Source organism: Achromobacter sp. D10 (assembly GCF_035282245.1).
Classification (GTDB): domain Bacteria; phylum Pseudomonadota; class Gammaproteobacteria; order Burkholderiales; family Burkholderiaceae_B; genus Achromobacter; species Achromobacter insolitus.
The window spans coordinates 315248-338851 of the sequence record NZ_JAYJLE010000004.1; the positions used below are offsets into that span (position 1 = coordinate 315248).

The window sequence follows — 23604 nt, forward strand, 5'->3', positions numbered from 1 at the left end:
GCCGCGCAGGCGTCCGCCGGGAGGGATCAAGCGGTCAGGCTGATCCAGGTGGTCTTCAAGTCGCTGTACTTGTCCAGCGCATGCAGCGATTTGTCTCGGCCGAAGCCGGACTGCTTGACGCCGCCGAACGGTACGGTGATGTCGCCGTCGGCATAGCAGTTGACCCAGACCAGGCCGGCGCGCAGGCGGCGCGAAAGACGGTGGGCGCGAGACAGGTTGGCGGTCCAGAGGCCGGCGCCCAGGCCGTAGATCGAATCGTTGGCCAGCCGCACCGCATCGTCCTCGGTGGCGAAGCGCTGCGCAGCCAGTACCGGTCCGAAGATTTCCTCGCGCACGAGGCTGCCATTCTGGTCGGCGCAATCGAAGATGGTCGGTTCGATGTAGTAGCCGCCCGTGGCGCTGCGGGCCTGGCGGCCGCCCAGCCGCAGACGGGCGCCTTCCGCGGCGCCGGCTTCGATGCGGGCGAGCACACCGCGCATCTGGCGTTCGTCCACCATGGCGCCCATCGCCGTGGCGGGGTCCAGCGGATCTCCTGGCTGCAGCGTCGCGGCGTAGTCCGCAACCTTGGCCATGAAGGCGTCGTAGATGCTGTCCTGCACGTACAGGCGCGAGCCGGCGATGCAGACTTCTCCCTGGTTGGAAAAGATGGCGAGCGCGGCGGCCTGGGCGGCACGGTCCAGGTCCGGGCAGTCTTCGAACACGATATGCGGCGACTTGCCGCCGCATTCCAGCCAGACGCGTTTCAGGTTCGATTGCCCTGAATATTCCATGAAGCGCTTGCCGGTGGCGGTGGATCCGGTGAAGGCGATGCAATCGACGTCAGGATGCAGGCCCAGCGCCTGGCCGGCTTGGGCGCCCAGGCCCGGCACCACGCTGAAGACGCCGGCAGGGATGCCGGCTTCCTCGGCCAGCGCCGCCAACCGGATCGCCGACAGTGAAGCCTGTTCGGCCGGCTTGAGGATGACGCTGTTGCCGGCGGCCAGCGCCGGCGCGACCTTCCAGGCGGCCATCATCAGGGGGTAGTTCCACGGCACCACCGCGGCCACCACGCCCAGCGCTTCGCGCGTGATGGTGGCCAGCGCGTCGGGGCCGGTGGGGGCGATCTCGTCGTAGATTTTATCGATGGCTTCGGCGTACCAGGCGTAACAACGCGCGGTTTCCGGCACGTCGAAGGCGAGCGCATCGCGTATCGGCTTGCCCATGTCCAGGGTTTCGAGCAACGCGAGTTCCTCGCGGTGCGTGTCGATCAGCGCCGCCAGGCGCAGCAGGCATTGCTTGCGCTGGCGCGGCGCCAGGCCGCTCCAGACGCCGGCTTCGAAGGCACGCCGGGCGGCCTGCACGGCGCGGTCCACGTCGGCTGCCGAGCAGGCGGCCACGTCCGCCAGCTTGCGCCCGTCGATGGGGCTGGTGGCCGGGAAGGTGGCGCCATCGGCCGCGCCGCAGTAGGCGCCGTCGATGTAGGCCTGCCCGTTGAAGGCGAGCGCGGCGGCGCGGGCATGCCAGTAGGCGGAATCTTGGATCATGGCCGGGCCTCGGGAGCGTTGGCTCGCGCCACCATGGCGTCGAGCAATACATTGCAGCCCGCTTCCAGGTCGGCGGGCTTGGCGTCCTCGATCTCGTTGTGGCTGACGCCATCCTTGCACGGCACGAAGATCATGGCGGTGGGGGTGACGGCAGCCATGTAGACCGCGTCGTGGCCGGCGCCGGTGACGATGTCCATGGCAGCCAGGCCGCGGCGGGCGGCGCCGTCGCGTACCTTGCCCACCAGGTCCGGATCGAACGGGGTAGGCGGGAAATACTGCACGTGCTTCACGTCCACGTCGACGTTGTGGCGCCGCGCGATCTCGGCGCAGGTGTCGCGCCAGCGCTGGTCCATCTGCGTGAGCGTGGCCTCGTCTTCATGGCGCAGGTCCACCGTGAAGCGCACCTGGCCCGGGATGACGTTGCGCGAACCGGGGTGCGCATGGATTTCGCCCACGGTGCCGCGGCCGTGCGGCTGGTTATCGTTGGCGATGTCCACGACCGCCTGCAACAGGTAGCTGGCGGCGTACAGCGCGTCGCGACGGATCGGCATGGGCGTGGGGCCGGCATGCATTTCCATGCCGGTCACCGTCACGTCGTACCAGCGCAGGCCCAGCGATCCGGTTACTACGCCGACGACCTTTTCTTCGTGCTCCAGGATCGGACCCTGTTCGATATGTGCCTCGAAATACGCGCCCACGGGGCGGCCGCCCACGGCGTCCGTCCCGGCATAGCCGATGGCAGCCAGTTCCTCGGCCACCGACTTGCCGTCGCGGTCGGTCGCGGACAGCGCCACTTCCAGGGGGAATTTGCCGGCGAATACGCCCGAACCCATCATCACGGGCACGAAACGCGAGCCTTCCTCGTTGGTCCAGATGGCCACTTCCAGCGGCGCTTCCGTCACCACGCCATGATCGTTCAGGGTGCGCATGACCTCCAGGCCGGCCAACACGCCATAGCAGCCGTCGAACTTGCCGCCCGTGGGCTGGGTATCGATATGGCTGCCTGTCATGACCGGCGGCAGGTCATTGTTGCGGCCCGCGCGGCGGGCGAAGATGTTGCCCACCTGGTCCACGCGCAGCGTCAGGCCTGCGTCACGCATCCAGCCGGTGACCAGGTCGCGGCCCTGGCCGTCCAGCGCGGTCAGCGCCAGGCGGCAGTTGCCGCCCTTGGGCGTCGCGCCGATGCGGGCCAGGTCCATCAGCGACTGCCAGAGCCGCTGTCCGTTGATAGAGAGTGTCGTCGTCATGGGGTTACCTATCTGTCAGTGGCCGGCAGCGGCGTTGCGGGCCAATGCCGCTTCGCGGATGCCCATCAGGGTTTCGCCCGGCGAAATGCCGTTGGCGTCGTAGCGGATTTCCAGCAGGGCGGGCAGGCTCTCGCGCTCGGCGAACGCCAGGGCGCGCTCGAACGCCGGGCCGAAGCTGGCGGTGTCTTCCACGGCTTCGCCATAACCGCCGTAGCCGCGGATGAGCTGGGTGAAATCCGGGTTCTCGAACGACAGCGCGATGGGACGTGCGGGAAACTCGCGTTCCTGGTGCGCGCGTATCGTGCCCCAGATGCCGTTGTTGAACACCAGCACGACCACGCCCAGGCGGTACTGCAGCGCCACGCCGAGTTCCTGCATGTTCATCTGGAAGCAGCCGTCGCCGGCGTAGCAGACCACCGTGCGCTTGCGGTCTTCGAGTTTGGCCGAAATGGCCGCCGGCAGTCCGTAGCCCATGGAGCCCACGGTGGGGGTAAGGCTGGTGCCCGGTCCCGCATAGCGCCGATAGCGGTGGGGATATAGCGCATAGTTGCCCGCGCCCACGGTAATGCAGGCGTCGGCGGGAACATGCGCGTCGACGTAGGCGGCGGCCTGGTCCAGGCTCATCGGCCCGGGCGAGGGCAACGGCTGAAGGCTGTCGACCAGTTCCTGGTGCGCGGCACGCACCGCGGCGCCGCGCGCAATCTTGTGGCCGGGAAGCAGGTCCGCCACGCTGGCGGCGAAGCTGGCCACGTCGGCGACGATGGCCTGGGTCGGGGAAAACACGCGGCCCAGCTCGGCGGCATCCGGATACACGTGGATCAGCTTCTGGCGCGGCAATGGGCTTTCGATGACGGTGTAGCCTTCGGTCGTGGCCTCGCCCATGCGCGTGCCTACGGCCAGCACCAGGTCGGCGTCACGCAGGCGTTGGCGCAGCTCTGGCGTCATGGCCCAGCCGACGTGGCCGGCGGCGTTGGGGTGGCGCTGGTCGAAGCATTCCAGGCGGCGCCAGGCGGTGCCCACGGGCAGTTCGAAACGCTCGGCGAAGCCGGCGATCTGGTCCATCGCGGTCTGGTGCCAGCCATTGCCGCCCAGCAGCAGGAAGGGGCGCTCGGCGGCGTCCAGCAATTGCGTCATGCGGGCCAGATCAGCGGCGCCGGGATGGCTGTGCACGCGGGGGTAGCGCGGCAGATCGGCCACGCGGGCGCGGCCCCACAGCGTGTCTTCGGGCAAGGCCAGCACCACGGGGCCGGGACGGCCGCTGGTCGCGACCGCGAACGCGCGCGAGATGTACTCGGGAATGCGGTCGGTGCGGTCGATCTGCGCCACCCACTTGGCCATCTGGCCGAACATGCGGCGGTAGTCGATCTCCTGGAAGGCTTCGCGCTCCATGAAGTCGTTGCCCACCTGGCCCACGAACAGGATCATCGGGGTGGAGTCCTGGAAGGCGGTGTGCACGCCGATGCTGGCGTTGGTGGCGCCCGGACCGCGCGTGACGAAACAGATGCCGGGTTCGCCCGTCAGCTTGCCATAGGCCTCGGCCATGTAGGCAGCGCCGCTTTCCTGGCGGCAGACGATGGCTTCGATGGCATCGGTATGGTCGTTCAGCGCGTCGATGCAGGGCAGGTAGCTTTCGCCGGGAATCATGAACACGCGGCGCGCGCCATGGATGCGCAATTGCTGCATCAGGATTTGCCCGCCATTGCGTTCGGGAATTGCTGCTGACGTCATGCGGAGTCTCCTTGTTGCGGGACGGCCTGCGCGCGGCGCTCGGCGGCCCATCGTTCGAATTGGTGATGGCGCGCCAGCAGGCGGCGCGCGGTGTTGTAGACAGGCGGATCGATGCGCTCGGCATCGTGGCGGCCGGCGCGCTGGGCTTCATAGCGGGCGACGCAGTCATGCGCGGCCGCGACTTCGTCCGGGGCTGGCGTGAACACGGCATGGATCAGCTTGACCTGGTCGGCCACGGTGGCGCACTTGGACTTCAAACCGAGGCGGCGAGCCCAGCGCACGTCGGCTTCCAGCGCCGGCATGTCGCGGTAGTTGAAGGGGCAATCGATGGGCAGGCAACCCGCCGCCGTGCAGTCCAGCAGGAAGCGGGCGCGCAGATGGTGCAATTCAATGCCATCCTTGCCGCGTTCGGCCCCCAGGCTGGCGGTCAGGTCCTCGGCCGCCAGCAGGCAGGCGGACACGCGCGGGCTTGCGGTCAGGATGTCATAGGCGCGGTGCACGCCCAATGCGGATTCCAGCGTGGGCACGATCTCGGTGCTGCCGGCTGGCAGGCCAAGTTCGGCCTCCAGCGCGGTGATTGCCTGGTCCAGCGCGGCGATCTGCGCCGGGCTTTCGGCATGCGGCAGGAACACCGCATCGGGCGCGCCGGGCATCACGCCGCGCAGGTCCGCCATGCCGTCGTCCTCCAACTTGTTGATACGGACGGCGGCTACCACGCCTTGGGCGCGGCAGCTGGCGAACAGTTCGGCGATGCGCGGGCGCGCGGCAGGGCGGTCCACCGCGGCGGTGAACTCTTCCAGGTCAGCCACCAGGGCGTCGGCGCCGCTGGCCAGGCCGTCGGCCTGCGCGGCAGCGTCCAGGCCGGGAACGAACATCCAGCTGCGGCGCAGGAAGGGGGGACGGCGGGAGGGAGTGATAGGAGTCATTGCACGTGCCTCGGCAGGAACAGCACCAGTTCGGGTACGAAAGTCAGCAGCAGCATGACCGCGGTCATGGCCAGCATCATCCAGGACAGCGGACGCAAGGTCTGCATCATGTTGATGCCGCCGATCTTGCACGCGGCCATCAGGTCGACGCCGACGGGAGGCGTGTTGGCGCCGATGGCCATGTTGATCGACAGGAGGATGCCGAAGTGCACCGGATCGATGTTGTAGTGCGCCAGCACCGGCATGACGACCGGGGCCACGATGATGATGACCGGGATCGCTTCCATGAAGGTGCCCAGGAGCAACAGCACCACGGTCAGCAACAGCAGGACGGCGATCTTGCTGTCGGTCCAGTCCACCAGCAGTGTCGACAGCGCCTGCGGCACCTGTTCGGCCACCAGCACCCAGGCGAACAGGCCCGATGCGCCGATGATGAGCAGGATGGACGCGCTGCTTTCACCGGTGGACTTCAGGTTGTCCCACAGAGACTTCAGGCTCAGCGTGCGGTACCAGAAGAAACCGATCAGCAAGGCATAGATGATGGCGCTGGATGCAGCCTCGGTGGCGGTGAAGATGCCGAACCGGATACCGCCGATGATCAGCACGGGAACCATCAGGGCGGGCAGCGCATCGACAGCGGCGGCGCGCAGCTCGGGCCAGCTGAATGGCTGGCCGCCAGCCCAGTTGTGCTTGCGCGATTGCCAGATGGCCACGCCGATCAGCGACAGCCCAAGCAGAATGCCTGGAATGATGCCGGCCACGAACAGCTTGCCCACCGACGTGTCGGTGATGGTGCCGTAGACGATCAGCACAATGCTGGGCGGGATGATGGTGGAGGTGGCGCCGGCGCTGCCGACCAGGGCGCAGGAAAAGCCCTTGTCGTAGCCGCTGCGGGCCATGGCGGGCAGCAGCAGGCTGCCGATGGCCACCACGTCGGCCACGCCCGAGCCGGACAGCGCGCCGAACATCAGGCAGGCCAGCACCGCCACCACGGCCAGGCCGCCCTTGATGTCGCCAACGATGGCGGCGCACAGACGCACGATGCGCTGCGTCAGGCCGGCGCCGTTCATCAGCTGCGCGGCCAGGATGAAGAGCGGAATCGCCAGCAGCGTGAAGCTGTCCAGCCCCACCACGTACTGTTGCGCCGCCACCATCATGGGCGCGGAATCATAGACCGCCAGATAGGCCAGGCAGGAAAGCACCAGGCCGAAAGCGATGGGCATGTCGATCACCACCGTGACCGCGAACACGCCCATCAGGAAGAGAGCACCCGTAGACATCGTGTTAATCCTTTACAGCGGCGGGAGCGGGGGAGAACAACTGCGCCAGGTGCACCACGATGGTGATGGCGCACGCGAAGGGCAGTGCCAGGTACACCGTGCCGGCCGACACGTCCAGCGCGGGCAGCGTCTGGTCCATGGTCAGCTCGGCCAGTTGCCAGCCGGCGTAGCCCAGGGCCGCCAGGCCGACGATGATGAGAGCCTGGTTGACGCGCTCCACCGCGTTCAGGACTCGCGGGTTGCGCACGACAAAGGGCAGCAGCCCGGCCATCAGGTGCGAGCGCTCGTAGCTGCACGTGACGCCGCCAATGAAGGCCGACCACACCAGCACCAGGCGCGGCAATTCCTCCGCCCAATGCGGCGTGGTGTGCGTGACGAAGCGGGCGAACACCACATAGGAGATCAGGATCGCCAGCAAGGCCACCGCCAGGGCGGCGAAGGCCTTGCTGATGCCCGACAGGATCGCGGACAGTCGATTGAGCATTACTTGGCCTCGCGGTACTTCTGGACCAGCGCCATCAGCTCGGGACCGTAGGTGACCGAGTAGGTCTTCCAGACCGGCTCGACCGCGGCGGCAAAGGCGGGCTTGTCGACCTCGTTGACCTGCATGCCCTTTTCTTTCAACTGGGCGATGAACTGCTGGTCGCCGTCAGTGATCATCTTGCGCTGGGCGTCGCGCCACTTGTCGGCGGCAGCCTGCACGATCTTCTTGTCATCCGCCGAGATGCGGTTCCACACCGGCTTGGAGATGATCAGGTTGGCGGGACCCCAGACGTGGCCGGTCAGCGACAGGTACTTCTGCACTTCGAAGAAGGACGAGGTGTAGATGATGGACAGCGGGTTTTCCTGGGCGTCGAACACCTTCTGCTGCAGTGCCGAATACAGCTCGCCAAAAGCCAGGGGCGCGGGATTGGCGCCCAGGGCGGTGAACGTGTCCAGGCGCATCTTGTCGGGAGTGACGCGGGTCTTCAGCCCGGCCAGGTCGGCGGGTTTGGCGACGGCGCCGCGGTTGTTGGTGACGTGGCGAAAGCCGTTCTCCCACCAGGAGATGATGGTCAGGTTTTTCTTGTCGGCCAGCTTGGCCAGCGCCTCGCCCAGTTCTCCGTCGTACGCCTTGTAGGCTTGCTGGGACGTGGACCAGGTGTAGGGCAGTTCCACCACGCCGAACTTGGGCTCGATGGGCTGCAGCGAGCCCGAGCCGATGATGGCCGCGCCCTGGCTGCCGATCTGCAGGCCTTCCAGCATGGTCTTTTCGTTCCCCAGCTGGCCGCTGGGGAACAACACGAAATTGACGCGGCCGGCGGTCTTTTCCTTGACTTCGGCGGCGAAGCCCTCGGCGGCCTTGTTCCAGCTGTGGCTGGGCGCCAGCACGTGGCCCAGCTTGATGTCCAGGGCGTGGGCCGACAAGGGCGCCAATCCGGCCAGGCAGAGCACGGCGGCGGCGAGCAGGGTCTGTTTCTTTTGAGGAGCGGTGGTCATGGTGGAACTCCGGGAGCAGGGGTAGGGTGGGTTCGGGTGGGCAGGGCGGGTCAATAGGACTGGGCGCGCATCGAGGCGGGCCGTCCGGGCAGGGAAATGCGGGTGCCGGTGTCGGTCAGGCCGGCGTCGTCGACGGCGAGCACCTGCATCTCGGCATCCAGGAAATTGCCGACATACAGGTAGCGGCTGTCGGGGCTGAAGGCCAGGCCTTCGGGCAGCGCGCCGACTTCGATGGCGCCGGCCCGGGTCACGGACTGGCCGGAAATGCGCAGCAGCACGATCTGGCCGCGCGGGTGGTGGAACCATGCGCTGGACGGATTGTTGGAGCCCTGCACGATGGCGACCGCCGCGTAGCGGCCGTCGGGACTGATGGCGATGCCTTCCGGGCCGTCCTCGACCATCACGCGGTCGATCACGCGGGGCGGGTCGGCGCGCAAGTCCACCACGCTGACCGAGTCCGCGTGTCCGTCGGACGCGGTCGGGCTGCCCATGTCCACCACCAGCGCCAAAGCGCCATCGGGGGAGACCACCAGGTTGAACGGCACCAGACCCGTGGTCAGGTCCTCGGCGGGGTCGTGGCTCACGCGCGGAATTGCGCCGTGCTCGTCAATATGCAGCACGCCGAGGCGATGGCTGTCGGTCTTGACCACAAAGGCGCGGCGGCCGTCGGCGGCAAAGGACACGGCCACCACGGGCGTGCCCATGTCCACCTCGCCGCAAAACTCGACATGCTTGCCGTCGATGCGCAGCACCGATACGGAGCAGCCGGCTTTGTTGGCCACCAGCGCCAGCGTGCCGGCGCGGTTGATCGACAGCCCCGAAGGCTGCAGCCCCAGGTCCAGGCGCTGCAGGATGGTCGGCGGACTGGCTTCCAGGTCGATCACGTACAGGCCGCGGCCCGGCTCGGGCTGCCAGCCGCCGTCAGCGCGCTCGCGCCAGTCCATGGAGTCCGCGACCAGGCCCAGGCGCTGGTCGGGAGTCACGGCCAGGTTGACGGGAGGGCCGAACAGCGAATTGGGCAGGGGCAAGGTGGCGACGAGCCTCGGCGCCGCGGGATCGGCTCCCGCGTCATAGACGCAAAGGCTGTCGTTGCCGGGCGCCAGGAACTGGATCCGGCCGTCGTTCCAGGTGACTTTCTGGTCATTGCCGACCAGCAGGAAATGGCGCGCGCCTTGCGGGGTCATGCCGCGAGCTCCTGCGCCTGCGGCACCGCCAGGGTGGCGCCGATCAACTGCCGCGTATAGGGATGGACGGGTTCGAAGTACACCTGGGCGGCGGGTCCGCGCTCCACCACGCGGCCGCCTTGCAGCACCACGATCTCGTCGGCGATGTGCTGCACCACTGCCAGGTTGTGGCTGATGAACAGATAGCCCAGGCCGCGTTCGCGCTGCAGCTCCATCAGGAGGTTCAGGATCTGGGCCTGCACCGATACGTCCAGCGCTGAAGTGGGTTCGTCGCAGATCAGCAGCTGCGGTTCCAGCATCAGCGCGCGGGCAATGGCCACGCGCTGGCGCTGGCCGCCCGAGAGCTCCCGGGGGTAGCGGGCCGCGAAGGCGGGCACCAGGCCCACCGCGTCCATCATCCGGCGCACCGAGGCGGCCTGCGACGCGGCATTGCCGATGCCGTGCACGCGCAGCGGGGCGGTCAGGATCTCGTTGATGGTGCGGCGCGGGTTGAGCGAGGAATAGGGGTCCTGAAACACCATCTGGATGCGGCGGGCGCGGGCGCGCGCCGGCATTGCAGCCAGTGGCTTGCCGTCCAGCAGGGCTTCGCCCTGCGTGGGCGCCAGCAGTCCCAGCATCAGCTTGGCGATGGTGGACTTGCCGCTGCCGGATTCCCCCACCAGACCGATGGTCTGGCCGGCGGGCACGTGCAGGTCTATGTCGTGCAGGATGCGCGGGGCGGGCCGGCGAGAAAACAGGCCGGCGCGGCCGTATTGGAAGTTCAGCCCGTTCAGGCTGATGCTGGCGGCGGGCATCGTTCTGCTGCTCATGCCATGACTCCTGGGCGCAAGGCGCCGGGTTTGATGCAGAGGCAGCGGTGTTGGCCCTGCACGCGCGCGGGGAAAGGCTGGGCGCAGCGGGGCTCGGCCGCCGGGCAGCGTTCGCGGAAGGCGCAGCCGACGATGGCCGTGTCCAGCGAGGGCACGGCGCCCGCGATGGTGGGCAGTTCGGCGCGCGGCGCCGTGTGTCCGGGCTGAGGAATGCAGTTCAGCAGCATGGCGGTATAGGGATGGCTGGGATGCTCCAGCACCTCGCGCACGCTGCCGCCCTCGACGATGTCGCCCGCATACATGACGATGACGTGATCCGCAATGCGTGCCACCAGGCCCATGTCGTGCGAAATGAACACCATCCCCAGGCCGAACTCGGCCTGGATGTCGCGCAACAGGTCCAGCAGCTCGGCCTGCACCGTCACGTCCAGCGCCGTGGTCGGTTCGTCGGCGATCAGCAGCTCCGGACCGCACATCAGCGCCATCGCGATCATCACGCGCTGGCGCAGTCCGCCGGACAGCTCGAAGGGATACTGCCGCATGCGTTCACGCGGGTTGGTGATGCCGACGCGGCGCAGCAGGTACTCCGCGCGCTCCTCGGCCGCCCGGCGGCTGACGCGCTTGTGGCGGCGGAGCACGTCCACGAGCTGGGTCCCGATGGGAAACACCGGATTCAGCGAAGTCATCGGATCCTGGAAGATCATGGCGATGCGCGCACCGCGCAGTTGCGCCAGGGCTGCCGGCGAAAGCGAGGCCAGGTCCTGGCCCGCGAACTCCAGCCGGGCTACGCGGCGGCGCGCGGCCGCGGGCAGCAAGTCCAGCAGGGCCAGCGCCGTCAGCGACTTGCCGCAGCCCGATTCGCCGACGATGCAGAGCGTCTTGCCGCGTTCCAGGCTGAAGTCCACCGCGCGCACCACGTGCTTGACGTGCGTGGGCGTGTGGATATCGATGTGCAGGTCCTGGACCCGCAGCAGGGGATGGCTGTGGTCGGTCATGGGTTCAGCCCTTCTTCATTTGCACGGCGCGCAGCGATTCGCCCGCGCGGTTCACGCACAGCACCAGCACGAACAGCACCACGCTCGGAATCACGACCAGCGAGGGCTGGAACAGCATGTTTTCCTTGCCCTCGGCAATCATCAGGCCCAGAGACGGCATGGGCGCCGGTACGCCCAGGCCCAGGAAAGACAGCGAGGCTTCCAGCGTGATGGCCATGGCGGCGTCCACCGTGCCGATGATGAGCAGGTTGCCTACCAGGTTGGGCAGGATGTCGCGCCAGATGATCTGCAAGTGGGTGCAGCCCTGCAGGCGGGAGGCCGTGACGAATTCCGCGTTGCGCAGGCCGGCAGCCATGGTCCGGGCCACGAGCGCATAGCGTTCCCACAGCAGCAGCCCCAGCACCAGCACGACTACAGTGAGCGAGGCGCCCACCACGGACACCACGGCCAACGCCACCAGGATGATGGGCAGCGCCAGGCGCGCGGTGATCAGGAAGGACACGGCGCGGTCCACCGCGCCGCCGAAGTACCCCGCGGCCACGCCCAGCGTGGTGCCGATCAGGCCGCCCATCAGCGCGACCGACAAACCGATCAGCGCCGACACGCGCACACCATAGAGCGTGCGCGCCAGGACGTCGCGGCCCAGCTGGTCGGTGCCCAGGATGTGGTTCCAGCTGCCGTCTTCACCCCAGACGGGTTCCTGCAGCCGGGCCAGCAGGTCCTGCGTGTACGGATCGTGCGGAACCAGGTAGGGGCCCAGCAGGCCGGCCAGCACCAGCAGCGCCAGCACGGCCAATCCGAAGCCGCGGCCGAGGCGCGCTGCGCGTTCGCCGCGCGAGCGGACGGGAAAAGAGGAGGCGATGACGCTGCTCATGAGGAAACTCGCACGCGGGGGTCCAGCCAACCGTTGATCAGGTCGGCGACCAGGGTCAGGACGATGTAGATCAGGGCGAAGATCAGGATCAGCGCCTGCATCGTGGGAAAGTCGCCGCGCAGGATCGAGGTCCAGGCCAGCAGGCCCGCGCCGTTGATCGCGAACACGGTCTCGATGACGACGGAGCCGGCCAGCAGCGTGCCCATTTGCGCGGCCGCCAATGACACCAGCGGCCGCAAGGCGTTGCGCAGCGCATACTTCAGCACCACGCTTGGGCCTCCCAGCCCCATGGCGCGGGCGGTGCGGATGTAGTCGGTGGCCAGGACGGTTTCCATTTCGGACTTCATCAGCCGCAGCATTGCCGGCATGGCGAACAGGCCCAGCGCGGTCACCGGCATCACGTAGTGCTTCCAGCTGTCGAAGCCGGACGCGGGCAGCCATTGGTTGCGCACACTGAAGATGATGATGAGCAGGAAGGCCAGGCAGAACGGCGGCATGGCCTGGGCGCAGGCCGAGAGCAGCATGGTGGCGCGGTCGATCAGCGAACCCTTGCGCAGCCCGGCCAGCACGCCCAGCGGTATCGCCAGCAGCAGCGCGAACAGCATCGCGGCCAGGCCCAGCTTGGCGGTGGCGGGGAAATGCTGGGTCAGCAATTCGGCCACGGGACGGCTGAAGTACAGGCTGTCGCCGAAGTCGCCACGGGCGACGCCAGCCAGCCAACGGCCGTACTGCACGAGGATGGGGTCATCGAAGCCGTGCAGCTGCGCCAGCCGCGCCGCGTCGGCGGCGCTGCCTTCGCCGGCCAGGCGCGCCGCCGGATTGCCCGAGGCGAACACCAGCGAGAAGCTGATCAGCGAGACGAACACCACCAGCAGCGCGGACACCACCAGGCGGCGGAACAGGAATGTAATCATGGGGCTACCTATGACGGTGTGCGCCGCAACGGCCGCCGCTCCCGCCCGCTGGGGGCTGGGATAGCGGCCATGCTGGCGCGGCGGTCAGTTCCAGCGAGCCTTGTAGAAGCGCGGGAACTCGTCGCCGTCGACCGAGAAATTCAGGTCCTTGGACTGCACGGCGTTGAGCGAGTGGTTCCACAGCGGCACCCAGTACGCCTGCTCCGCCACGATCTTCTGGGCGGCGGCGTAGTTCTTGGCGCGCAGGTCGCGGTCCACGGAGGTGTCTGCGGCTTCCAGGTATTTGATGACTTCGGGGTTGCGCGCCTGGTCGTCCGGCCCGCCGCGGAAGAAGTTGCTGGTCGACAACGCCGCGTCGGCAATGCCGTAGGACCCCCAGTTGGACGACAGCATGGCAATCTTGCCCTCGCGCCAATTGGTCATGGCGGTGCCGTATTGCTGCTCGACCAGGTTCAGTTTGATGCCGGCCTGCGCCATCTGCGCGGCGGCCGCGTCCAGGATGGCGCGCGGCGGCGCCGAGATCACCAGGTCCAGCGTCACGCCGTTGGGGTAGCCGGCCTGGGCCAGCAACTGCTTGGCGCGGGCGGGGTCGAACTTGTAGGTCTGCACATCGGCCGCGCAGCCGAACTGCGCCGGATTGCAGGCTGCGTTGATCACCTTGGATGCGCCGCCGACCAGTGCCTTGCGGATGGCTTCACGGTCGATGGCGTAGTTGATGGCCTGGCGCACTTCCTGTTTGGCCAGCGGCGACTTGCCGTCGTCCGCGCGCGGGTTCAGCGAGATGTAGCTGATGCGCATGATGCTGCTGCTCTTGACCGTGACGGCGGGCTGCTTCTCCATGCGCTTGGCCACGTCCGGCGGCACGCGCCAGATCCAGTCCAGGCCGCCGGAAAGCAGCTCGGCGTATTGCGTGTTGGCGTCGGGCAGCACGCGCACCACCAGCTTCTGCACGGCAGGCTTGGGGCCGAAGTAATCCTCGAAGCGCTCATACACGTAGCGGCTGCCCGGCTGGCTCTCGACCAGGCGATACGGGCCGGTGCCAATGGGCTTGGCGCCCATGTCGGACTGGTTGGCCTCGTAATACTTGCGCGGGTAGATCGGCAGGTTTTCCGACAGCATCTCCAGCGCCAGCGGGTAGGGCGTCTTCATCTTGATGCGCACGGTGTCGTCGGAAGCCTTTTCGGCGCTGGCGATCCAGGCGACCTGGTTCTGGAAGCGCGCCTTGTAGCCTTCGGAAGACACCAGGTTCAGCGTGTACAGCACGTCGTCCATGGTCAGCAGCGAGCCGTCATGGAACTTCACGTCTTTGCGGATCGGCAGTTCGATAGTGGTGTCGTCCACGAACTTGTAGCCGGTGGCGATGGCGGGGCCGAACTCGCCCGTATCCTGGTTTTTCTGCAGCAGCCCCGAGAAGACCATGCGCGCCAGCGCCAGGCCGGGACGGTCCGATTCCTTATAGGCGTCCAGCGTGGCGGGCGCCGCGTCGAAGGCGATGTTGAGGGAGTTGTCAGCCTTGTTGGCCTGGGCGGCGTGGGCGCCAAGCGCCAATAGCGCCGCGCTCAATAGCTTCACGGTACGGGTCAGCTGCATGTTTTCACCTTGATATGTTTTAGGTATTTGACTTACGGGCACTGCGGGTCTTGCGGGTCTTGCAGGGGACTGCGGAACTACGGTTTGCGTTGCGGCGGGCAAGCCGCTCCCCTTGCCGCAGGCGGCGCGCTGTCGCGCCGGCGGTGCTTCGCTAGGTCGGTAAGGGAAGGGGCCTGGGCGTCAGGCCAGGGTTCAGGCGTTAATCAAATCATCGGATCCCAGCGCTGCCGAAGTCTTCCCGCAAGCGGGCCAGGATGCCGACCAGATGGTCGTGCATGGCATGGCGCGCGCGGATGGGATCGCGGTCGGAAATGGCCGCGAGGATGCGTTCGTGTTCCTGCTGGGCTTCGCTCCACACCTTGGTGGTCACGAAGTGCTCTTCAAGGCGGTTGAACACCGGGCTCAGCGTGCTGAGGTGCCAGATATGGGAGATCGCCGCGGCCAGCGCCGCGTTGCCGCAGGCCGCGCCGATCGCGCTGTGAAAGGCGCGGTCATGCACGCTGGGCGACTCGGTCAGGGACATGCTTTCGTGTGCCGCGCGGATTGCCGCGATCTGGGCCGGCGAGGCCTTTTGCGCCGCCAGGGCCGCGCACTCGGGCTCCAGCAGCAGGCGGGTTTCCAGCAGGTCGAAGGGGCCGATGTCGGTGACTTCGACGCCATTGGCAGCGACCGGCGCCTGCTGCGGCTCCTGGTACTGGCCGTCTTCGCGCGCCTGGTTCACGAATACGCCCGTGCCCACGCGCACTTCCACATAGCCTTCGATTTCCAGCGCGATCAGGGCTTCGCGCACGGAGGCGCGACTGACCTGCAACTGCTCGGCCAGTTCGCGCTCGGCCGGCAGCCGGCCGCCCGCGGGGAAGTCGCCCGCCTTGATGCGCGTGGCGATCTGGTCGGCAATCATGCGGTAGAGGCGGGTGGAGGCGACGGCCTGGAGAGAAGTCATTGTTGCGATCGGGTGGATGGTCGGGATGTAGAGGGTAATGGGTCTGCCCAGGCTTGTCTTGCATCGCACCCCCGGGATGGTTCGGGAGTGTCCGGATATCTGGTGGCCCAGTGGTCAGGCCACTGGACGAAATGTACCGGAGGCAATCCGGCTTGTGAACCGGCCTTTACGATTTCTAGGGAAAACCACTAGCGCAGATCAGGGCGCCGGCCGGCACAACGCCCGGCAGGCGCCCGAAGGGTGCCGGCCAGGAACGGAATCAGAACGGGATCAGGCCGAGGCCAGTCCGCCGAAGAAGCGCGAGGCGTTCGACTCCAGGCCTTCGATGTAGTAGCCGCCTTCCTGCACGATCAAGGTCGGTAGCGCGAGGCCGCCGACTTCGCGGCCCAGCCGCTCGAAGCCGTTTTCGCTGACCGCGACCATGGCTTGGGGATCTTTTTCGAAGATGTCGAAACCCAGGGACAGCACCAGGGCATCGGGCTGGAAAAGTTCGATGGCGCGGCGCGCCTCTCCCAGCTTGTCGAAGAACACGGATTCCGGCGAGCCGTGCGGCATGGGCAGGTTGATGTTGTACCCATAGCCGGCGCCGGCGCCGCGCTCGTCCTCATAGCCGGCGACCACGGGATAGAAGTTCTCGGGGTCGCCATGGATGGATACGTACAGCACGTCGCTGCGTTCGTAGAAGATTTCCTGGATACCCTGGCCATGATGCATGTCCGTGTCCAGAATGGCCACGCGCGGAAAGCGTGATATCAGGCGCTGCGCGGCGATGGCCGCATTGTTCAGGTAGCAGAAGCCTCCCGCCGCGTCGCGCCGGGCATGGTGGCCCGGCGGACGGCAGATGGCATAGGCGTGGCGGTCGCCCGCCAGCAGCGCGTCGGCCCCCGCTATGGCGCATTGCGCCGACCAGTAGGCCGAATGCCAGGTATGCGGTCCTACCGGGCAACTGCCATCGGCCAGGTATCGCGCGGCCTGGGCCAGCACGCCGCGCAGGGCATTGGGTTCACGCACGAAGACATTGGAGACGACCTCGTCGCCCCAGTCTTCGGGCAGCTTTTTCCAGGCGGCGTGCGCGCCTTGCAGAAAGCGCAGGTAATCCAGCGTGTGGACCGCCGAAATCGCGCCTGCGCCCTGGTCGGATGGCGCCTGCACCGCGAAGCCGAGGTTGCGCGCGGCCTGCGCCAGCGCGTCCAGGCGCGAGGGCACTTCCTGTGGCGTGCGCATCTTGCCGCGCGAGAAATAGGTCTGCGGATGGTGCAGCTTCTGGTCGTCGTGGAAGTATGCCTTCATGCGGAATGACACCTGGTTGGGTTGAGGGCGCGCGCGCCCTGGCGCGCCGGCCTGGAAGGAGACCAAGACGACGTTATACGTCGGCCGCGCCTGGAACGAAAGCCGCCGGCTGCCATTTCCGCGCGGCGCTCAGGGCCGGGCGCCCGTCATAACCACCAACACCGCCAGGCACAGCAGCACGCCGAACGCCGCCAGCGCAAAAGGCAGCAACTGCGCGTACACGCCGCGTTCTTCGCCGCGGCCATGGGCCAGGCCCGCGGCGATCGACATCCGCACGGGCGAGAATATTCCCATCGACGTGCCGGACACGTGCAGCAGCGCCGCCGCGGCCGGCACGCTCATGCCGGCGTTCAGGGCCAGCGAGAGTTGCGCAGGCATGAACAGGCTGTTGGGCGCGTTGCCGCTATTGGCCAGTATGCCGAACACGCCGGCCAGCACGGGCGTGATCAGGATGGTCCAGTCTTGCAGGGCAGCGAACAGGCCGTCCGCGTAGGCTTGCGAGATGCCGGCCCCGGCGAGCACTTCGGCCATCATGGCGAACAGGAACACCGAATAGACCGCATGGCGCCCGGTGCTCCAGGCCGCGCGCGCCTGTGTCTGGAGCAGGCCGCGTTGCCGGCTTGCGGCTGCCATCAGCACGGCCCCGACGATCAGCCAACTGCCGGCATGCAGGAACGGCATCCAGCCGGGCAGGTCCGCAAACGGATTGAACGCGGCCAGTCTGGTCAAGCCGTGGTTCAGGTCGGGGAGCAACCGGGTGGCCACCAACCAGGCAATCATGACGATGTAGGGCAAGGCCGTGCGTGCCGCGGCGGCCATGCGGAGCCGGTCCGGGCGGCGGTCCAGCAAGTAGCGCAGCACGATGAGCGGGCCGTAGGCAGAGAGCAATGCGGTCTCCGGTCCCAGCAGCGCGGTTGCGGCGGTGAGCGCGGCCAGGCTCGCGATCATCCAGGCGGCCTCGCGCGCATGTTCCGACGGCGCGGCCTTGAGGCCCGCGCGCCGCGCGGTGCGCCAGTAGAGCAGCAGCCACAGCACCATCAGCAGGGCCACCGGCACCATGCTGTACAGGGCCAGCTGCGATGCCGGGACGCGTGCGTAAGCGGAGGCCAGCAGCGTGCCGCTGCCCATCGCACCCCACGGGATCAGGGTCTGGCTCAACAGCGCGAACACCATGGTTTCGCGCGGCTTCAGGTCCAGCGGGCGGATCAGCAGCACCGTTCCCAGCATGCCCACGCCGAAGCCGGTTGCCGATTCGGCGAACGGCCCCACGAGGAAGCAGGCGAAGAACAGCAGTCGGCGGCGCGCCAAGGGATGGGCCAATGCGGACTTGCCGCTGTCCGCGGCTTGCCGTGGCGCGCGGGTTTGCGCGGCCATGTTCCAGAACAATAGCCCGCCGAGGATGTAGGGCGTGATGATCCAGCCTATCCAGAGTCCGCGTTCCAGGGCCAGCCCGAGCAGGCTTGCGGTGTAGGGAACGGGCGCCGTGAGCAGCGCTATGGGCGCGGCGGCGAGCAGGCCGAGGACGGCTGCGGCCGTGGTGTTCAAGCGCCCGCTGGCGATGGCGCCGATGACCGCAAGCGCGGGTAGGGACCACAGGAGGTACATCATGGATTGAACATCTGCATGGGAGGATCCGGGGCGTGGCGTCGCGCGTAGCAGTGTATGCCGAGAGCGCATGCCCACCGGTCCATGCCTGCCCGATTGCAGGGTCTTGCAGATGGCGCGGTGCCCCCGGTCCTGTCATCGCGCCCGACACGCCCGTATGCCTATGCAAATAGGTTTGGTGCCTCAATGCGCGGCGTTGGCCACCGCTTCGACGGTGATGCGCAGTTGCACCTCGTCGCTTACGTCCGGTGCAAATGCGTCGACGCCGAAGTCGCTGCGCTTGAGAACAGTCGTGGCGTCAAAGCCGATGGCTGGCCGCTGCGCCATGGGATGCATGCCTTGCCGGTTCTTGCGCGCTTGCAGCACCACGGGTTTTTCGATGTTCTTGATGCGCAGAATGCCGCTGATGCGCAGATTCCCATCTCCCTGGTCGGCTACCGAGGTGCTCTTGAATTGGATATCCGGGTACTTGGTTGCCTGGAAGAAATCGGTGCCTTGCAGCATTTCGTCCAGCTTGGGCACGTGCGACGTCAGGCGCGGCACGGGCACGCTCAAGGTGACCGACGATTTTGCGGGTTGGGCGGCGTCATAGCTGAGCACGCCAGTCACGCCGCCCGCATGAGCCGTGGGATTGGAATAGCCCAGGTGGCTCCAGGTGACCACGATTTCCGTGTGCTCGGGATCGATCTGGTAGTCCACGGGGGCGGCGTGGGTCGGCAGGGTGCTCAGGGCCAGGAATGTTGTGGCAAGAAATGCTGCGTAGGCGTGCTTCATTGAGTTCTCTCTCTCGTGTGTTGCGGCACCGTTGGACCCAGAAGCCGCGCCCGCCGGTTCCGGTGCCGGAGTTCAGCGGATGCTGAAAACGTCCGACAAGCTTAAAGAATGGGACAGTGCGGCACCAGTGGCCAATCGGTGATCGGGATGTCATGGTTTTCCATTTTGGGGAGGGCAACGTCCAAGGTGCCTGTGCCGTCCCGCGCCACTCTGGTCGTAACTCCCGCTGAAGGGTGTTTTGTTCTAAAAATAGAACTCTGATAGCAAAAAATCGATCTTCCGCCAATTTTGTTCCATTTTTATTATTTGTGCAGCCATAAGGCTTCTGATTCGGCACAACGCCGCCGACTTTCAATCTAGGAGAACACCATGTCTGCACCCGCCAACTTCAACGGCCAACGTCCCGTCATCAACGCCGACGACGCCGTCATGTTGCTGATCGACCACCAGAGCGGCCTGTTCCAGACCGTGGGCGACATGCCCATGCCCGAACTGCGGGCCCGCGCCGGCGCCCTGGCCTCGATGGCGACGCTGGCCAAGATGCCGGTCATCACCACGGCGTCCGTGCCGCAAGGTCCGAACGGCCCGCTGATTCCGGAAATCCACGCCAACGCGCCCCATGCGCAATACGTCGCTCGCAAGGGCGAAATCAATGCCTGGGACAATCCCGAATTTGTCGCCGCGGTGAAGGCGACCGGCCGCAAGACGCTGATCATCGCTGGCACCATCACCAGCGTGTGCATGGCGTTCCCCGCCATCAGCGCGGTGGCTGACGGCTACAAGGTATTCGCGGTCATCGACGCTTCAGGCACCTATACCAAGATGGCACAGGAAATCACGCTGGCGCGCGTGGTGCAGGCAGGCGTGGTGCCGATGGATACCGCCGCCGTGGCGTCGGAGTTGCAAAAGACCTGGAATCGTGAAGATGCCATGCAGTGGGCCGAGGTCTACACCAAGGTGTTCCCCGCCTATCAGTTGCTGATCGAAAGCTACGCCAAGGCGCAGGACGTGGTGAAGCACAACGAGGTGCTGGATTCGCAGCGCTGATCCGGCGGTCGGCGGCCGGATCAGGCCGCCGGCTCAGGCCGCCACGCCATGGCGCTCGGCGATGCGTAGCAGCAGGGCCTCCAGTTCCTGGAGTATGGGCCGGTGGTCGTCCACCCGCCGCACCAGGGCCGACGGCATGGCGGGCAGGTCTATCTCCACGAAAGCAATCTCGGGCGTCGCGTAGTAGCTGGCGGCGCGCTTGGTCAGCATCAGCAGGCCCTGGCGCGTATTCACGGCCGCGATTCCTTCGCGGATCGTGCGCACCACCGGGCCGTCGCCAATGGGCTTGCCCTTGGGGGTGTGGCGGGGAAAGTGGTAATCCTGCCATTCCTGGTTGACCGAGCCGGGCAGCATGCGCACCAGCCGCTCCTCGGCCAGCAATTCCGGATCCAGCAGCGTCGCCGCGGCGAACGGGTGATCGTGGGGAACGCACAGCATGCGCTGGTCCCGCAACACGATAGGCCCATGGCACAGTCCATCCGCGCCCAGCGGCAGGCGGCAGAACGCTACGTCGACGGACCCGTCGGCGACCGCGGCGTAGTGGGTGACATAGGTGAGCTCCAGGAACTCCAGTTCCACGTTGGGGTGGGCCGCCTTGAATTCGGTGACCAGAGGGCGGTACAGCTCATAGAAGCCGCCCCCCAGGAACCCGATGCGCAGATGGCGCGGCTTGCCCGCGGCCTGACGTTTGCAGTCATCCAGCGCGGCTTTCAGCATGATCACGGCGGGCCCCGCGCCCAGCTTCAAGGTTTCCCCCAGCGGCGTCAGGGCGACCCGGCGGCTGCTGCGCTCGAACAAGGGGCCGCCCAGCGTCCGTTCCAGCGCCTTGACCGCCTCCGAGACGGAGGATTGGCTCATGTGCAGCGCCTCCGCGGCGCGGCCGAAATGCAGCTTGTCCGCAACGGCCAGAAAGCAATCGAATTGGCGTAGATCCATAGCTCCGGGACACCTTTGGGGCGCAAGCTCGTGTTTCTTTATCAATCGTTAATGCCGATTGATGGTGCGAATAATAGCGCTTGTTCGCGACAGGCCCGATGGGCAGAATTCGACCTGTTCACAAAATATTAGCTCATAAATGAGCAATAAGGAGACAGGCGTGAATGCATCATTGCCAGAAGATACGGTCCCGAAAGGATCGGCAGAACCGATTGAATTCAGCGTGGAGGGGGACCTGATCCGCGGCACCTTCTACTTGCCGGCGAACACTGCCGAGCCGGTGGGCGCGGTGGTGCTGGCGCATGGCTGGTCCATGGTGGCGGGCGGCGATCTGGAAGACTATGCCGCGGCAGTGGTCGCCCGGGGTCTGGCCGCGTTGACCTTTGACTTCCGCAACTTGGGTCGCAGCGAGGGCATGCCCCGCCAGGAGATCGACCCGCAGCGGCAGATCCACGACTTCCGGTCGGCCATTTCCTATTTGCGCCGGCGTCCGGAAGTGGACCGCGAGCGCATCGGCATCTGGGGTAGCAGCTACAGCGGCGGCCACGCGCTGACGGTCGCCGCCATCGACCGGCGGGTCAAATGCGTGGTCAGCCAGGTCCCCACCACCAGCGGGTTTTCTGCGGCGCAACGGCGCGTGCGCTATGACAAGGCGCTGGCGCTGCAAGCAGCGTTCGAAGCCGACCGCGAGGCGCGCGACGCAGGCCAGCCGCCGGCGACGCTGCGCATGGTCGACGCCGACCCCGATGCGCCAGTCGCCTATCCGGGTCCGGACTCCTACAACTACATGACCGGAGAAGCGCGCCGCTGCCCGACCTGGGTCAATGAAGTCACGTTGCGGTCGCTGGAGTTGGCGCGGGCCTATGAGCCGGGCATGTATGTCCGGCGCATCGCGCCCACGCCTCTTTTGATGATTGTCGCGACGGGCGACGGCTTGACGCCCGCCGATCTGCAGCAGGACGCGTTCAATGCTGCGCACCAGCCCAAGCAACTCCTCTTGCTGCCGGGCGGCCATTACTCGGTCTACACGGAGCACTTCGAACGCACCAGCAGCGCAGCGGCCAACTGGTTCGCGCAGCACCTCGGCCGGGACACCCAGGAATAAGAAAATGACAACGACAAAAATGATGGAGACACAGAACCGCCAGCGCCGCCAGGCTTCGCTGCGGGCGGCGGCCGTAGGCAATGCCCTGGAGTGGTTCGACTGGACCTTGTACGGCACGTTCTCCGCGTATCTGGCCATGAACCTGTTCGATCCCTCCGATCGGGGGTCGGCGCTGCTGGCGACCCTGGCCGTCTTCGCTGGCGGATTCCTCGCGCGGCCCGTCGGCGGATGGCTGTTCGGCCGCATCGGCGATCGCTACGGCCGCAAGTTCACGCTGGTCCTGACGATGTGCCTGCTGGCCTTGACCAGCCTGGCGATCGCGCTGCTGCCTACGTACGAACAGGCCGGGGTGCTGGCATCGGTGCTGCTGTTCGTTTGCCGCCTGATGCAGGGCCTGGCGCACGGCGGCGAGTCTGGCGTGGCCTATACCTACGTGGCGGAGATCGCGCCGCCGGCCAGGCGCGGGCTCTGGTCCAGCTCGGTCTTCGTCAGCGTCACCATCGGCGTCATGGCGGCGACCGCGCTGGCGGCGTTGTTGACCTCCTGGCTGGGCAAGCCGGCGATGGAGGCCTGGGGCTGGCGCGTGGGCTTTGGCGTGGGCGCCTTGCTGGGCGTCTACGCGCTGTTCCTGCGCCGCAGCGCCAGCGAGAGTGAGGTGTTCGAGCACAGGACGGAGCAGGGCGGCGCGCCGAAGATCACGACGCGCCAAGCGTTGAAGATCGCGCGCAACATCGTGATGATCGCCGCCGCCTCCAATGCCACGTACTACACCTGGGTCACGTTCGCGCCGGCCACGGCCATCGCGACCAAGGGCATGGATCCGTCGGGCGCCTACACGGCCAGCCTGACCGCGCAACTGCTGTGCCTGCTGTGGCTGCCGGTTTGCGGCTGGCTGGCGGACCGCTACGGCCGCAAGCCCATGGTCATGGCATTTGGCCTGGGCGTGGCGCTGGCGGTGTTTCCGGTATCGCACATCGTGACCGACCAACCTTGGACGCTATTCGTGGGCCAGTTGATCGGACTGCTGGTCTGGGCGCTCTTGGCGGCGATCTTCCCGGCGGTGGTGGCGGAACAGGTGCCTACCGGCGCGCGCGCCATGGGCGTGGGATTCATCTCGTCGCTGTCGGTCGCGATCTTCGGCGGCACGGCTCCCTACATCAACGCCTGGCTGGGAGCCCAGGGGCTGGACTGGGTCTACACGGCCTACGTAGGGGCATTGGGGTTGATGGCCTTCGCAGGCGCATTCCTGATCAAGGAAACGGCCGGCATGGACCTGAACGACATCCGACTGCCGGGCGAAGATGCAGCCACGGCTGCCGCGAAGCAAGGCGCCAAGCGCGCTGCATACAACTGAA

21 protein-coding genes are annotated in these 23604 nt (G+C 66.9%); 3 read left to right on the top strand and 18 right to left on the bottom strand.

Going from position 1 to position 23604, the window contains the following annotated elements; genetic code table 11:
* Positions 1 to 26: 26 nt before the first annotated feature.
* The 17 genes from VCS63_RS13790 to VCS63_RS13870 all read right to left on the bottom strand — a co-directional run bounded on the left by VCS63_RS13790 (position 27) and on the right by VCS63_RS13870 (position 19161).
* Entirely contained in the window at positions 27 to 1523 is a 1497-nt protein-coding gene (locus tag VCS63_RS13790; protein ID WP_323880082.1) for an aldehyde dehydrogenase, read from the bottom strand.
* The gene (locus VCS63_RS13795) at positions 1520 to 2770 is read right to left on the bottom strand and encodes a Zn-dependent hydrolase (protein WP_112965538.1); all 1251 of its coding nucleotides are present in this window, start codon (positions 2768 to 2770) and stop codon (positions 1520 to 1522) included. Before VCS63_RS13795 ends, VCS63_RS13790 begins: the two co-directional genes overlap by 4 nt.
* A gap of 15 nt (positions 2771 to 2785) precedes the next feature.
* Positions 2786 to 4498, bottom strand: a complete 1713-nt coding sequence (locus tag VCS63_RS13800; RefSeq protein WP_063640672.1) for a thiamine pyrophosphate-binding protein — start codon at positions 4496 to 4498, stop codon at positions 2786 to 2788.
* Complete coding sequence (locus VCS63_RS13805) at positions 4495 to 5424, bottom strand: HpcH/HpaI aldolase/citrate lyase family protein (RefSeq protein ID WP_063961504.1); 930 nt, start codon at positions 5422 to 5424, stop codon at positions 4495 to 4497. Before VCS63_RS13805 ends, VCS63_RS13800 begins: the two co-directional genes overlap by 4 nt.
* Positions 5421 to 6704, bottom strand: coding sequence for a TRAP transporter large permease (locus VCS63_RS13810; protein WP_042793527.1), 1284 nt, complete (start codon positions 6702 to 6704; stop codon positions 5421 to 5423). The genes VCS63_RS13805 and VCS63_RS13810 overlap by 4 nt, the downstream gene beginning before the upstream one ends.
* Positions 6705 to 6708: 4 nt before the next feature.
* The gene (locus VCS63_RS13815) at positions 6709 to 7188 is read right to left on the bottom strand and encodes a TRAP transporter small permease (RefSeq protein ID WP_042793528.1); all 480 of its coding nucleotides are present in this window, start codon (positions 7186 to 7188) and stop codon (positions 6709 to 6711) included.
* Positions 7188 to 8183, bottom strand: a complete 996-nt coding sequence (locus tag VCS63_RS13820) for a DctP family TRAP transporter solute-binding subunit (protein WP_063640669.1) — start codon at positions 8181 to 8183, stop codon at positions 7188 to 7190. The genes VCS63_RS13815 and VCS63_RS13820 overlap by 1 nt, the downstream gene beginning before the upstream one ends.
* A gap of 50 nt (positions 8184 to 8233) precedes the next feature.
* A complete protein-coding gene (locus VCS63_RS13825; protein WP_323880084.1) occupies positions 8234 to 9367 on the bottom strand; it encodes a YncE family protein in 1134 nt (377 codons plus the stop codon).
* The gene (locus VCS63_RS13830) at positions 9364 to 10176 is read right to left on the bottom strand and encodes an ATP-binding cassette domain-containing protein (RefSeq protein WP_063640667.1); all 813 of its coding nucleotides are present in this window, start codon (positions 10174 to 10176) and stop codon (positions 9364 to 9366) included. The genes VCS63_RS13825 and VCS63_RS13830 overlap by 4 nt, the downstream gene beginning before the upstream one ends.
* Complete coding sequence (locus tag VCS63_RS13835; protein WP_063640666.1) at positions 10173 to 11171, bottom strand: ABC transporter ATP-binding protein; 999 nt, start codon at positions 11169 to 11171, stop codon at positions 10173 to 10175. The genes VCS63_RS13830 and VCS63_RS13835 overlap by 4 nt, the downstream gene beginning before the upstream one ends.
* 4 nt (positions 11172 to 11175) lie before the next feature.
* The gene (locus tag VCS63_RS13840) at positions 11176 to 12045 is read right to left on the bottom strand and encodes an ABC transporter permease (RefSeq protein ID WP_323880086.1); all 870 of its coding nucleotides are present in this window, start codon (positions 12043 to 12045) and stop codon (positions 11176 to 11178) included.
* Positions 12042 to 12959 carry an ABC transporter permease gene (locus tag VCS63_RS13845; RefSeq protein WP_063961682.1) on the bottom strand — a complete coding sequence of 306 codons (918 nt, stop codon included), beginning with the start codon at positions 12957 to 12959 and terminating at the stop codon, positions 12042 to 12044. The genes VCS63_RS13840 and VCS63_RS13845 overlap by 4 nt, the downstream gene beginning before the upstream one ends.
* 84 nt (positions 12960 to 13043) lie before the next feature.
* On the bottom strand, positions 13044 to 14549 hold the full coding sequence (locus tag VCS63_RS13850) for an ABC transporter substrate-binding protein (protein ID WP_063961683.1): 1506 nt from the start codon (positions 14547 to 14549) through the stop codon (positions 13044 to 13046).
* 208 nt (positions 14550 to 14757) lie between these two features.
* Positions 14758 to 15492 (bottom strand): FadR/GntR family transcriptional regulator, encoded by a 735-nt coding sequence (locus VCS63_RS13855; protein WP_063640663.1) that lies wholly within the window; start codon positions 15490 to 15492, stop codon positions 14758 to 14760.
* A gap of 270 nt (positions 15493 to 15762) precedes the next feature.
* Positions 15763 to 16782 (bottom strand): histone deacetylase family protein, encoded by a 1020-nt coding sequence (locus VCS63_RS13860; protein ID WP_063961684.1) that lies wholly within the window; start codon positions 16780 to 16782, stop codon positions 15763 to 15765.
* Between the two features lie 129 nt (positions 16783 to 16911).
* Positions 16912 to 18390: a hypothetical protein gene (locus VCS63_RS13865; protein ID WP_112965542.1), complete on the bottom strand. Its 1479-nt coding sequence runs from the start codon at positions 18388 to 18390 to the stop codon at positions 16912 to 16914.
* A 180-nt stretch (positions 18391 to 18570) separates the two neighbouring features.
* Positions 18571 to 19161 (bottom strand): YceI family protein, encoded by a 591-nt coding sequence (locus tag VCS63_RS13870; protein ID WP_149064579.1) that lies wholly within the window; start codon positions 19159 to 19161, stop codon positions 18571 to 18573.
* A gap of 369 nt (positions 19162 to 19530) precedes the next feature.
* Between VCS63_RS13870 and VCS63_RS13875 the strand changes: the two genes are divergently transcribed.
* Positions 19531 to 20208, top strand: coding sequence for a hydrolase (locus tag VCS63_RS13875; protein ID WP_149064578.1), 678 nt, complete (start codon positions 19531 to 19533; stop codon positions 20206 to 20208).
* A gap of 33 nt (positions 20209 to 20241) precedes the next feature.
* On the opposite strand, the gene VCS63_RS13880 is transcribed toward VCS63_RS13875, so the two are convergent.
* Positions 20242 to 21144 carry a LysR family transcriptional regulator gene (locus VCS63_RS13880; RefSeq protein WP_323880089.1) on the bottom strand — a complete coding sequence of 301 codons (903 nt, stop codon included), beginning with the start codon at positions 21142 to 21144 and terminating at the stop codon, positions 20242 to 20244.
* A gap of 172 nt (positions 21145 to 21316) precedes the next feature.
* Between VCS63_RS13880 and VCS63_RS13885 the strand changes: the two genes are divergently transcribed.
* Positions 21317 to 22249 (top strand): alpha/beta hydrolase, encoded by a 933-nt coding sequence (locus VCS63_RS13885; RefSeq protein WP_323880324.1) that lies wholly within the window; start codon positions 21317 to 21319, stop codon positions 22247 to 22249.
* A 22-nt stretch (positions 22250 to 22271) separates the two neighbouring features.
* Positions 22272 to 23603: an MFS transporter gene (locus VCS63_RS13890; RefSeq protein WP_323880325.1), complete on the top strand. Its 1332-nt coding sequence runs from the start codon at positions 22272 to 22274 to the stop codon at positions 23601 to 23603.
* Position 23604 lies beyond the last annotated feature (1 nt).